At 70.0% G+C, this 12,112-nt stretch carries 7 protein-coding genes; 2 read left to right on the plus strand and 5 right to left on the minus strand.

Going from position 1 to position 12,112, the window contains the following annotated elements:
• Positions 1-89: 89 nt before the first annotated feature.
• The 3 genes from nhaA to IPT68_RS34195 all read right to left on the minus strand — a co-directional run bounded on the left by nhaA (position 90) and on the right by IPT68_RS34195 (position 6,904).
• Positions 90-1,511, minus strand: a complete 1,422-nt coding sequence (gene nhaA / locus IPT68_RS19935; RefSeq protein ID WP_189695737.1) for a Na+/H+ antiporter NhaA — start codon at positions 1,509-1,511, stop codon at positions 90-92.
• Between the two features lie 226 nt (positions 1,512-1,737).
• Positions 1,738-3,693: an acetate--CoA ligase gene (acs, locus tag IPT68_RS19940; protein WP_189695736.1), complete on the minus strand. Its 1,956-nt coding sequence runs from the start codon at positions 3,691-3,693 to the stop codon at positions 1,738-1,740.
• Positions 3,694-3,991: 298 nt separating this feature from the next.
• On the minus strand, positions 3,992-6,904 hold the full coding sequence (locus IPT68_RS34195) for a SulP family inorganic anion transporter (protein ID WP_228039776.1): 2,913 nt from the start codon (positions 6,902-6,904) through the stop codon (positions 3,992-3,994).
• Positions 6,905-7,197: 293 nt separating this feature from the next.
• On the opposite strand from IPT68_RS34195, the gene IPT68_RS19955 reads away from it, so the two are divergent.
• Positions 7,198-8,460: a polysaccharide deacetylase family protein gene (locus IPT68_RS19955; protein WP_189695735.1), complete on the plus strand. Its 1,263-nt coding sequence runs from the start codon at positions 7,198-7,200 to the stop codon at positions 8,458-8,460.
• Between the two features lie 6 nt (positions 8,461-8,466).
• Here the strand turns inward: IPT68_RS19955 and IPT68_RS19960 are convergent, their stop codons facing one another.
• Positions 8,467-9,447 (minus strand): ATP-binding protein, encoded by a 981-nt coding sequence (locus IPT68_RS19960; protein ID WP_189695734.1) that lies wholly within the window; start codon positions 9,445-9,447, stop codon positions 8,467-8,469.
• A 101-nt stretch (positions 9,448-9,548) separates the two neighbouring features.
• On the opposite strand from IPT68_RS19960, the gene IPT68_RS19965 reads away from it, so the two are divergent.
• A complete protein-coding gene (locus IPT68_RS19965; protein ID WP_189695733.1) occupies positions 9,549-10,373 on the plus strand; it encodes a Fic family protein in 825 nt (274 codons plus the stop codon).
• A 391-nt stretch (positions 10,374-10,764) separates the two neighbouring features.
• Here IPT68_RS19965 and IPT68_RS19970 read toward each other — a convergent pair whose 3' ends face one another.
• Complete coding sequence (locus tag IPT68_RS19970) at positions 10,765-11,598, minus strand: HAD family hydrolase (protein WP_189695732.1); 834 nt, start codon at positions 11,596-11,598, stop codon at positions 10,765-10,767.
• Positions 11,599-12,112 lie beyond the last annotated feature (514 nt).

Genomic DNA, 12,112 nt, shown 5'->3' on the forward strand with positions numbered 1-12,112 from the left:
GCGGTCTCCCTCTTCTGCGTACTTCTGCGTACGGGGTCCGTCTGCTGTCTGACTGTGCACGGTCCCGTCTTTTGTACCGTCTCGTCAGATCATGCCGGACCGTCGCCCTCATCGCCTGCCCCGCCGCCCACTTCGGCAAGCTCGGCCGCCCTCACTTCGGCGAGCCGGCGGTGTTCGGCGGCCTTCCGGTCGTAGATCTCCGCCATCCGCAGGTGGTACGCCGGGTCGTGCTCCTCGTAGATGTCCGGGATGCCGTCGAGGTCGTCGTCGCGCTCCTCGGCCTCGCACAGCGAGCGGTACTTGGCGTTCCGTACCTTCAGCAGAACCGTCGCGATGAGCGCCGCGATCAGCGAGCCGGTGAGTACGGCGGCCTTGATCTCGTCGGTCAGCACCGCGTCGCCCTCGAAGGCCAGTTCGCCGATGAGCAGCGAGACGGTGAACCCGATGCCGGCGAGCGAGGCGACGGCGAAGACGTCCGCCCAGGCCAGGTCCTCGCTGAGCGAGGCGCGGGTGAAGCGGGCGGTCAGCCAGGTGCCGCCGAAGATGCCGACCGTCTTGCCGACGACCAGGCCGAGGACCACGCCCAGCGTCTCCGGCCTGCCGAACACGTCCGCCAGGACGTCACCGGAGACCGAGACGCCCGCGCTGAACAAGGCGAACAGCGGTACGGCGAGGCCCGCCGACACAGGGCGCACCAGGTGCTCGATGTGCTCGCCGGGGGAGTGCTCCTCGCCGTCGCGCGTGGTGCAGCGCAGCATCAGGCCCATGGCGACGCCCGCGATGGTGGCGTGGACACCGCTGTTGTACATCAGCGCCCAGATCACCAGGGCCAGCGGAACGTAGACGTACCAGCCGCGCACGCCCTTGCGCAGCAGCAGCCAGAAGACGCCGAGGCCGGCGACGGCGCCGCCCAGCGCGGCGAAGTCGAGCGAGTCGGTGAAGAAGACCGCGATGATCAGGATGGCGAACAGGTCGTCCACGACGGCGAGCGTCAGCAGGAAGGCGCGCAGGGCGCTCGGCAGCGACGTACCGATGACCGCGAGCACGGCGAGCGCGAAGGCGATGTCGGTGGCGGTGGGCACCGCCCAGCCCGCAAGGGAGCCACCGCCGAGTCCGTTGGTGAGGCTGTAGACCAGCGCCGGTACGGCCATGCCGCACAGCGCGGCGACCACCGGCAGGACCGCCGCCCTCGGGTCGCGGAGATCACCGGCGACCAGCTCGCGCTTGAGCTCGATGCCGGCGACGAAGAAGAAGATCGCGAGCAGACCGTCGGCGGCCCAGTGCGCGATCGAGAGGTCGAGACCGAGAGCGGCGGGACCGATGTGGAAGTGGGCGACCGTCTCGTAGCTGTGTCCGAGCGCCGGTATGTTCGCCCAGGCGAGCGCGAGGACCGCGGCGATCAGCAGCAGGACACCGCCGACCGTCTCGGTGCGCAGCGCGTCCGCGAGGTAGGTCCGCTCGGGCAGGGACAGACGGGCGAAGGCCTTGCGGGCGGTGCTGGGCGCGGTCACGGGAAGACCTCCGGTCGATGGGCAGCACGAACGACGTGCCGACCAGACTTCCCGGCGCACCTTTGCAGCTTGTCCTGAGCGTTGTCCCGCGCGGTGTCGCGTTGTTGACGCGTTCCTCAGCCTACCTGGATACGGCGGGCCGGGCAGGTGATCTACACCTTACGTGCAAATGGGGCACCCGGCGCGCCTGTCGCGTCCTTCGCCGGGTGCCCCGTCTGCGCCGGGTTCAGTCCTCGCCGGGAGCGGCCGGGAGCTTCGCCTGGATGAGGTCCATGACCGTCGAGTCGGTCAGCGTGGTCACGTCACCGAGCTGGCGGTTCTCGGCGACGTCCCGCAGCAGGCGGCGCATGATCTTGCCGGAGCGGGTCTTGGGCAGCTCCGCCACCGGCAGGATCCGCTTCGGCTTGGCGATCGGGCCGAGCGTGGTGCCGACGTGGTCGCGGAGCCGGGCGACCAGGTCCTCGGTCTCGGCCGCCGTACCGCGCAGGATCACGAACGCGACGATCGCCTGCCCGGTCGTCTCGTCCGCCGCGCCCACCACGGCCGCCTCGGCGACGGAGGGGTGGGAGACGAGAGCGGACTCGACCTCCGTGGTGGAGATGTTGTGCCCGGAGACCAGCATGACGTCGTCGACGCGGCCCAGCAGCCAGATGTCGCCGTCGTCGTCCTTCTTCGCCCCGTCACCGGCGAAGTACTTGCCCTCGAAGCGCGACCAGTACGTGTCGAGGAACCGCTGGTCGTCACCCCAGATGGTGCGCAGCATCGACGGCCACGGCTCGGTGAGCACCAGGTAGCCGCCGCCGCCGTTCGGCACCTCGTTCGCCTCGTCGTCGACGACCGTCGCGGAGATGCCGGGCAGCGGCGTCTGCGCCGAACCGGGCTTGGTCTCGGTGACGCCGGGCAGCGGTGAGATCATCATCGCGCCGGTCTCGGTCTGCCACCAGGTGTCCACGATCGGGGTGCGGTCCGCGCCGATGTGCTTGCGGTACCAGATCCAGGCCTCCGGGTTGATCGGCTCACCGACCGAGCCGAGGATCCGCAGGCTGGACAGGTCGAACTTCGCGGGGATGTCGTCGCCCCACTTCATGAACGTACGGATCGCGGTCGGTGCCGTGTAGAGGATCGTGACCCCGTACTTCTGCACGATCTCCCAGAACCGGCCCTGGTGCGGGGTGTCGGGCGTGCCCTCGTACATGACCTGGGTGGCGCCGTTGGCGAGCGGCCCGTAGACGATGTACGAGTGCCCGGTCACCCAGCCGACGTCGGCCGTGCACCAGTACACGTCGGTCTCCGGCTTGAGGTCGAAGACCGCGTGGTGGGTGTACGACGTCTGGGTGAGGTAGCCGCCGGAAGTGTGCAGGATGCCCTTCGGCTTACCCGTCGTACCGGACGTGTAGAGGATGAACAGCGGGTGCTCCGCCGCGAACGCCTCCGGCGTGTGCTCGGCCGCCTGCCGCTCGACCAGGTCGTGCCACCACACGTCCCGGCCCTCGGTCCAGGCGACCTCCTGGCCGGTCCGGCGGACGACGAGGACGTGCTCGACGTTGCCCGCCTTCTCGGCGGCCTCGTCCACGGACGGCTTCAGCGCGGACGGCTTGCCGCGCCGGTAGCCGCCGTCGGCGGTGATGACGACCTTGGCGTCCGCGTCCTGGATGCGCGTCGCGAGCGCGTCCGCCGAGAAGCCGCCGAAGACCACGGAGTGCGCGGCGCCGATCCGGGCGCAGGCCAGCATCGCGACCGCGGTCTCGGGGATCATCGGCATGTAGACGGCGACCCGGTCGCCCTTCTGGACGCCCAGCTCCAGCAGGGCGTTGGCGGCCTTGGAGACCTCGTCCTTGAGCTCGGCGTAGGTGATGGCGCGGCTGTCGCCGGGCTCGCCCTCGAAGTGGATGGCCACGCGGTCGCCGTGCCCGGCCTCGACATGCCGGTCCACACAGTTGTACGCGACGTTGAGCTCGCCGTCCGCGAACCACTTGGCGAACGGCGGGTTCGACCAGTCCAGCGTCTGCGTCGGCTCCTTGGCCCAGGCCAGTCGGCGGGCCTGCTCGGCCCAGAAGCCGAGCCTGTCAGCCTTGGCCTGTTCGTACGCCTCCGCCGTGACGTTGGCGTTGGCGGCCAGGTCGGCGGGGGGCGCGAACCTGCGCTCTTCTTTGAGCAGGTTGGCCAGGCTCTCGTTGCTCACGACATCTCCCTCTCGAAGGGTGTCCGTTGTGTCCCAGGCCACAGCTCATCAGACCTGGTGGCCCGATGACAAGGGTCGACGGGATATTGGTTTAGACCTGTCGAGGGCGTGGTCCCGGCACGCCCCTGGCACGGCCAGGCCGGTCCCGGACCTCGCCCGACGCCTGGTCATCCCTTCCCACGGACGGCACCCTGAGCCGGTTCAGCCGAGTTGCACGGCTCACACCGCGGACGGCGTGGGCTGCGGGAGGCATGGGCGGGCGGCCGGGCGCCGCCCACGCTGGGCGCCCGGCCGCCGGTCATGCGGACAGGTCCGCCGCACGGACGGTGTCGAACACCTGCTCCTCGTCCGTCTCGGTCAGGAGGTACGACTGCGCCTCCCCCACGTGGAAGTACATGCCGTGCAGCTCCAGCGCTCCCTCGCGCAGTGCCCGCGACACCGACTCGTGAGCGCGCAGGTGCTCCAGTTGCTGCACGACGTTGGTCAGGCACAGCTGCTCGGCCACGTCGGCGGGCGGCCGCCCGGCCAGCCGGGGCCAGGCCCGACTGGCGTCGGCCATGCGCTCCAGGCTGGGCTGCCCGTGCCGCAGCCACCGCCTGAGCGGCGTGCGCGTGCTGCCCGGCTCGGAGTTCAGCAGCGCCTGCATGGCTCCGCATCCGGAGTGGCCGCACACCGTGATGGACCGCACCTGCAGCACGTCCACGGCGTACTCGATCGCCGCCGCCACCGAGTCGTCGCCGCTCTCCTCGCCGGGCCGCGGCACCAGGTTGCCGACGTTGCGCACCACGAACAGGTCGCCCGGACCACTGGAAGTGATCATCGAGGTGACCAGACGGGAGTCGGCGCAGGTCAGGAACAGCTGCGCGGGGCGCTGTCCCTCCCGGGCCAACCGTGCGAGCTCGCCTCGGACCAGGGGCGCCGTGTTGCTCTGGAAGGCGCTGATGCCTCGGGCCAGTTGGAGGCTGCCGCGGGTGTCGTTGACGGAGGGGGAGTTGTTGGTGGTGGGGATGCCGTTGCTGTTGTTGGAGGTGACGGGGAGAGAGAGGTCACCGATGGGGGCGCTGATGCTGAAGGGGTCAGTTGTATCAGCGGGGGTGGTGCTTCCTGGGCTGAACGGGGTCAGTGGGGTGCCGGACTGGGCGGAGCCGCCGACGGTGGTGTAGGGCAGGGCGGAACCGGCAGAGCCCTGGGGACTGCAGGAGCCGGTGGAGTCCGCACGGCTGTCGGCGAGTGGTGAGCCCTGCGCGCCCGACGCGCTCATTGCGACTGCCGAGCTCGTCGGACCTGCCGAGCGTGCGCCTGTCGAGCTCTCCAAGCCCTCGAAGCCGCCCAAGCAGCCGGAGCCGTCCAAGCCGTCAGAGCCCTTCGAGCCACCAGAATCCTCCTGGCCCTCGGAGCCCTCGGCCTCAGTGGCCCTCCAGCCATCGGAGCCCTCGGAGTTCGTGGAACCCTCAGAGCTCGCAGAGCCCGCATGGTCCGCATGTTCGCCGGAACCGTCCGCCGCTCCCTGCCGCCCCGCACCCACCGGCGCCTGCAGCAGCGGTCGCTGCACCTCGCACTGGTGGTTGCGCCATGGCGTCCACGGGCTGCAACGGCAAGCGGCGGAGGGGTCCGGCTCGTCGGCACCGGTCTCCCCCCGGTGGTCGGGGAAGCTCATGGGCTCGGCGATGCGGACACCGGCGCGGCGGCCGGTCAGCTCCACGGTGCCGCCCGTCGCGGTGTGCGTGTTCTGCCAGTCCTGCAAGGTCTCGTACGCCGCGTGGTCCATGAACGAGCCGTCCAACTCGACGACGACGTCGGCGCCTTGAGGCACGAGATGCAGGGCCCGGCTGAGCCGTGGCACCGCGAGGAACGTCAGCTGTCCCCGTACCTGTACGTGATGGACTCCTTCCGTCACTTCGTGGGTGATGCGCGTGCGGGTGAGGCGGTGCAGGGCGACGCCGACCGCCACGGCGATGCCCAGCGCCACGCCCTCCAGGACGCCCAGGAGCACCACGCCGAGGGTGGTGACCACGTACACCAGCACCTCACGGTGGCGGGTCACCGTGCGGATGTGGTTGAGCGACACCATCTGGATGCCGACGGCCATCACCAGGGCGGCGAGCGAGGCGAGCGGGATGAGCTCCAGGACCGGGACCATCAGCAGCGTGGCGATCACTACGAGAACGCCGTGCAGCATCGTGGAGTTCCGGCTGACGGCGCCCGCGTGCACGTTGGCGGTGCTGCGCACGGCCACGCCCGCGACCGGCAGTCCGCCGAGTCCGCCGGAGACGATGTTGGCGGCGCCCTGACCCAGCAGCTCACGGTCCAGGTCGGAGCGCGGGGCGCGAGCCGCGAGGCCGGGCCGGTTCGCGGCGAGCTTGTCGACGGCGACCGCCCCGAGCAGTGACTGCACGCTGCACACCAACGTGGTGCTGAGCACGGCGGCGACCAGGCCGAGCACCGGGCCCTCCGGCAGTCCGGCCAGGGCGTGGCTGCTCCAGTTGGGCAGCTCGACCTTGGGCAGGGTGAGGCCGGCCAGCGAGGCCGCCGCGGTGGCCCCGGCGACGGCGACGAGCGCGGCCGGTGCCTTGCGCAGCATGCGGCCCGCCCGGCCGGGGAGCCGGGGCCAGGCCAGCAGCAGGGCGAGCGTGAGCGCGCTCGTCATGACGGCGGCCGGATGCAGATGGGCGAGTTGGGCGGGCAGTGCGCGCAGATTGTCCAGGACGACGCTCTGCGGGGTGCCGCCGAGCACGATGTGCAGCTGGGCGACGGCGATGGTGACGCCGATGCCGGCCAGCATGCCGTGCACGATCGCGGGGCTGACGGCGAGCGCGGAGCGGGCCACGCGCAGGCAGCCCAGACCGAGCTGGGCGAGCCCGGCGAGGACGGTGATGGCGCATGTCGTACGCCATCCGTAGCGGTGGATGAGGTCGGCGGTGACGACGGTGAGGCCGGCCGCGGGGCCGCTCACCTGGAGGGGCGAGCCGCCGAGCCGCCCGGCGACCAGACCGCCCACGGCCGCGGCGACGAGCCCGGCCTGGAGCGGAGCGCCGGTGGCCAGGGCGATGCCCAGGGACAACGGAAGCGCGATCAGGAAGACAGCGATCGAGGCCGAGACGTCGGCGCCGGCGATACGGAACCGGCGGCGCCGGTGCGGCGGGCTGTGGGGTGGATGGACTCGCTGGGACCCGTGCGGGTCGGTGGCTCGTGTGGGGACGCAGGCTGACATATTTCCCGTCTCCTCCGGGGCAGCGCGGTCGCGGAACGGGGGGTTCCCCGCTCGGGGCGGGGGCGGGTCGCGGCCGTGGGTCACGGCGTGCAGTGGCGGGATCAGCAACTTTCAGTAAACGAATCGTAATCCAGAGTAAAGGTAAAGCATGGATTTTCCGGGCAAATGGGTTAACCAATCACCTCTGAGAGTGAAGTGGACATTTCATCGGCTTGTCGTACTAATTCCCTCTGGGCTCCGTGCGACCTTGGCGGCGCTGCCGACTCATCGACTGGAGAAGGAAGGTGGGCGGGATGGCCGCCACCCAGAGGATCGCCGTGGGCGCCGTGGGCGCCGCGGTCTGTGCCGCATCACTCGCCGGCTGCGGGGCCGGTTCCGACAGTTCGGGGGGAGGGGCCGCGGCTCGTGAGGGCGCGCCGGCGCCCAAGAGCGCCGTCCGGCTGATCGGGGACGGCTCGACCGCCTTCACCGGTGCGCAGCCCCGTCTGCCCCGTCCCGAAAGGCTGAAGCCCGGTCAGAAGCCGCCGCAGTTCGTGGTGTTCTCCTGGGACGGCGCGGGAGAGGACAGCCAGCGGCTGTTCTCCCACTTCCGTGAGGTGGCCAAGGCCAACAACGCCACCATGACGTACTTCCTCAGCGGCGTGTACCTGCTGCCCGAGGAGAAGCGCGACCTCTACAAGCCGCCGCAGCACTCACCGGGCCGCTCCGACATCGGATTCAACGACCGGCAGGGCATCGCCGACACCGTGAAGCAGTTGCGGCTGGCATGGCTGGAGGGCAACGAGATCGGCACCCACTTCAACGGCCACTTCTGCGGCCCCGAGGGTGGTGTCGGGCAGTGGTCGGTCGAGGAGTGGAAGGACGAGATCGCCCAGGCCAAGCAGTTCGTGAAGTCCTGGAAGACCAACAGCGACCTGAAGGACGCCTCTCCGCTGCCCTTCGACTACGACCGGGAACTGATCGGGGCCCGCACCCCCTGCCTGGAGGGTCAGGCCAACTTCCGCAAGGCGGCCAGGGATCTGGGCTTCCGCTACGACACCAGCGGCGTCAACAACCAGGTCTGGCCCGGCAAGAAGGAGGGCCTGTGGGATGTGTCCATGCAGCTGGTGCCCTTCCCCGGGCACAGCTACGAGCAGCTGACCATGGACTACAACTTCATGATCAACCAGTCCGGCACCACCACCCAGGGCGACCCGAACAAGTACCAGTTCTGGGGCAACCAGATGCGTGACGGCCTGCTCCGGGGCTTCCAGCGGGCCTACGACGGCAACCGCGCGCCCCTGATCATCGGCAACCACTTCGAGTCCTGGAACGGCGGCACCTACATGCGTGCAGTCGAGGACGTCATCGAGCAGGTGTGCACCAAGCCCGAGGTGCGCTGCGCGTCCTTCCGCCAGCTCGTCGACTGGCTGGACGCCCAGGAGCCGAAGACCCTCCAGAAGCTGCGCACGCTGAAGGTCGGCGAGGCCCCGAAGCAGGGCTGGGAGTCCTTCCTGTCCGCCCGCCCCGCCCCGGCCCCGAAGGGTGCGCCCGGCGCGCCGGCGGACGGACTGTAGGCCGCGTCAGGCGGGCTCGACGACACCCTCGCTGAGCACGAAGTCGGGGTCGACCTGGGCCGCCAGGTCGGCCCCGTGCCGCTCGTTCGCCCAGGACTGCGCGTTCTTCAGGTGGAAGTGCACCATCTGACGGGTGTAGCGCTCCCAGTCGCGGCGTTCGTACGTCCCGTCGGCGGTCGTCCGCAGCGTGTCCAGGGCGCGGCGGTTGACATCCTCCAACTGCTCGAAGCGGGGCGGCCGGCCCTTCTCCATGGCACGCACCCAGTCGGAGTGCCCCACCGTCACGAGCAGGTCGTCCCCGACCTCGGCGCGCAGGAAGTCGAGGTCGTCCTGGCCCTGCACCTTGTTGCCGACGACTTTCAGCTCGACGCCGAAGTCGCGGGCGTACTCCTTGTACTGGCGGTAGACGGAGACCCCCTTCCGGGTCGGCTCGGCTACGAGGAACGTGATGTCGAAGCGGGTGAACATGCCGGAGGCGAAGGAGTCCGAGCCCGCCGTCATGTCCACCACGACGTACTCGTCGGGCCCGTCCACCAGGTGGTTCAGGCACAGCTCCACCGCTCCCGTCTTGGAGTGGTAGCAGGCGACCCCGAGGTCGGCGTCCGTGAAGGGGCCGGTGACCATCAAACGGACGGCTCCGCCGTCGAGTTCCACCGGCCGGGCGCAGGCGTCGTAGACCGGGTTGTCCTCGCGCACCCGCAGCAGGCGCGACCCCTCGCCGGGCGGCGTGGTCTTGATCATCGACTCGGCGGAGCCGATGCGCGGATTGGTGCCGCGCAGGTAGTCCTTGATCAGCGCCAGTCGGTCGCCCATCGCGGGCAGCCGGGCGGCTTCCGCCTCGTCGAGCCCGAGCGCTGCCCCGAGGTGCTGGTTGATGTCGGCGTCGATCGCGACGACATGGGCGCCGACGGCCGCCAGGTGACGGATGAACAGGGAGGACAAGGTGGTCTTTCCGCTGCCACCCTTGCCAACGAAAGCAATTTTCATGTTCATCAAGCGTAGTGGGGTGCCGGCCCCGGGACCCGGCCACGCGTGAAGAAGACCACTCCTTCGTGGGGTATCCGCGCCGGGTGCGTAGGGTCGTACTCATGAGTACGACAGGCGCGACCGCCGATCCGCTAGCCGCCCTGGGATCACTGCCCGGCGTGGCCGAGTCCGTGGAGTCCGTGCGCAAGGCCGTGGACCGGGTCTACGGGCACCGCATCATGCGCCGGCGCAGCAACGAGATCACCTCCGAGGCCGCGCTGCGCGGGTCCCGCGGCTCCGGCGCGCTGTCCGGCGCGGACTGGGCCCTCGAAGAGGTACGCCGCCGCACCGACTTCAGCGGCGACGGCGAGGCCCGGGTGATGGGCGCGGCGCTCCGGCTGACCGCCGAGGCCGGTCAGCTGCTGTCCATCTGGCGGCAGTCGCCGCTTCGGGTGCTGGCCCGGCTGCACCTGGTGGCGGCCGCGGACAAGGCCGACCAGGTGGGGCGGCCCCGGCAGGAGGGCGAGCCGGTCGACGAGCCGCTGATCGAACAGCCGCTGCCGAGCGCGGCCGAGGTGTCCGGGCGCCTGGAGGGGCTGTCCGAGCTGATCATCGCGGGGAGTTCGGCGCCGGCGCTGGTGACGGCCGCCGTCGTGCACGGCGAGCTGCTCGCGCTGCGCCCCTTCGTCTCGCACAACGGCCTGGTCGCGCGCACGGCCGAGCGGATCGTCCTGGTCGGCAGCGGTCTGGACCCGAAGTCGGTCTGCCCGGCCGAGGCTGGACACGCCGAGCTGGGCCGCACGGCCTACCTGGCGGCGTTCGAGGGCTACCTCTCCGGCACCGCCGAGGGCATGGCGGCGTGGATCGCGCACTGCGGCCGGGCGGTCGAGCTGGGCGCGCGCGAATCGACGGCGGTGTGCGAGGCGCTCCAGCGCGGGGCGGCGTAGACCGACGGGAAGGGCGCACGCGCGCCTGGGCGGATTCTTGTCCGGAAAAGGGTTGCGGCGGTACGAATTTCTCGTACCGCCGCTGGCATGCCCACCGAGTTACCAAGCGTCCTCGATATGCGCCCATCAGGCCGGGATCTTTGCCCGTCACCTGGTGCGGCTGGCCCGTAATCGACGGGTCGACGTCGCGTGGGTGCCCGGTGTTCATGCGCGGTCCGTGGGGCCAATGCGGTTGAAGGGTGATCCTCTCGGATGTCCTTGGTCTCGCGGGCCGTTGTCTCCTTTGTACTCCAGGTGAAGGGCAAGCGGAAGTGGCGGCCTGCTTCTTTACTCTGGGTCCACAGGGTGAGGAGAGGCGTCAGTGTGCCGACCCACTGGGTGTTGCGGCAGGTCAGAGCGAGGGCGTCCGGCGCCGGCTGGTGTACCAGACAAGGCCGGCGGTGGCCGCCGCGGCGCCTATGGCAGCCGCCGCGACCAGAGCCGGACGCGGCGGTACGGAGAACGCGGGCAGACGCTGCTTGAGTCTGACCGGACGGTGGAAATCAAGAATCGGCCACCCGCGCGCGATGGCCTCACGACGCAGTGCGCGGTCCGGATTCACCGCGTGCGGATTTCCCACCGACTCCAGCATCGGAACATCGGTCGCCGAGTCGCTGTAGGCGTAGCAGCGTGAAAGGTCGTATCCCTCGGACTCGGCCAGCTCCCGGATCGCCTCGGCCTTCGTGGGCCCGTAGGCGTAGTACTCCACCTCGCCCGTGTAGCAGCCGTCGTCGCCCACGACCATGCGGGTGGCGACCACGCGGTCGGCGCCGAGCAGCTCGCCGATCGGCTCGACCACCTCGGAACCCGACGTGGACACGATCACGACGTCCCGTCCGGCGGTGTGGTGCTCCTCGATGAGCGAGGCGGCCTCGTCGTAGATGATCGGGTCGATGATGTCGTGCAGCGTCTCGGCGACGATCTCCTTGACCTGCTGGACGTTCCAGCCGCGGCACAGCGCGGACAGGTACGCGCGCATGCGCTCGATCTGCTCGTGGTCGGCGCCGCCCGCGAGGAAGACGAACTGGGCGTACGCGGTGCGCAGGACGGCGCGGCGGTTGATCAGGCCGCCCTGGTAGAAGGACTTGCTGAAGGTGAGGGTGCTCGACTTCGCAATGACCGTCTTGTCCAGGTCAAAGAAGGCGGCTGTGCGGGGCATCGAGTGGTTTTCCACGACCCAGAGCATAGGGGCAGCCCATTCGGCGTAAGGTGGGGCGTGTGGGTTTGCCTGAGAAGGCTCTCGGGTACACCATGGAAGTCACGGATCGTTCGCGACCGTGCTAACCCGGTCCGACTCCTCCCCCCCCGAGTCGGCCGTGGGGACGACCCCCGCTCTCCCCCCCGGCGGGGGTCGTCGCATGTCCGGGTGGGTTTTTCCCTTCCTCTCGCGGCCCCGGTGCCGCATCGAGGCGGCCGCGGCCGCCTCTTTTGCATGTCCATGATTCGTTACTTTGCGTAGCGGGTGGACTGCTCTGCGGAAGTCGCACAGGAGATGGCGCCGGGCTCACCGGTATGGGGGACGGCGATATTCACAACCACCGAGTTGTCCACAGTTATCGACCAAGATCCACACGATTTCCGGGATCGCTGCACCGTGATTCCTGCGCGACCCGCTCGCGGCGAGTTCCTGGCCGGTTCCGATTGCCGGGTGCGCATGGCCGGATTGCGTCGGCCGTTCATATGGAGGCCGCTTGCCGGTT

Origin of the sequence: Streptomyces chromofuscus, assembly GCF_015160875.1 — a bacterium.
Lineage (GTDB): Bacteria > Actinomycetota > Actinomycetes > Streptomycetales > Streptomycetaceae > Streptomyces > Streptomyces chromofuscus.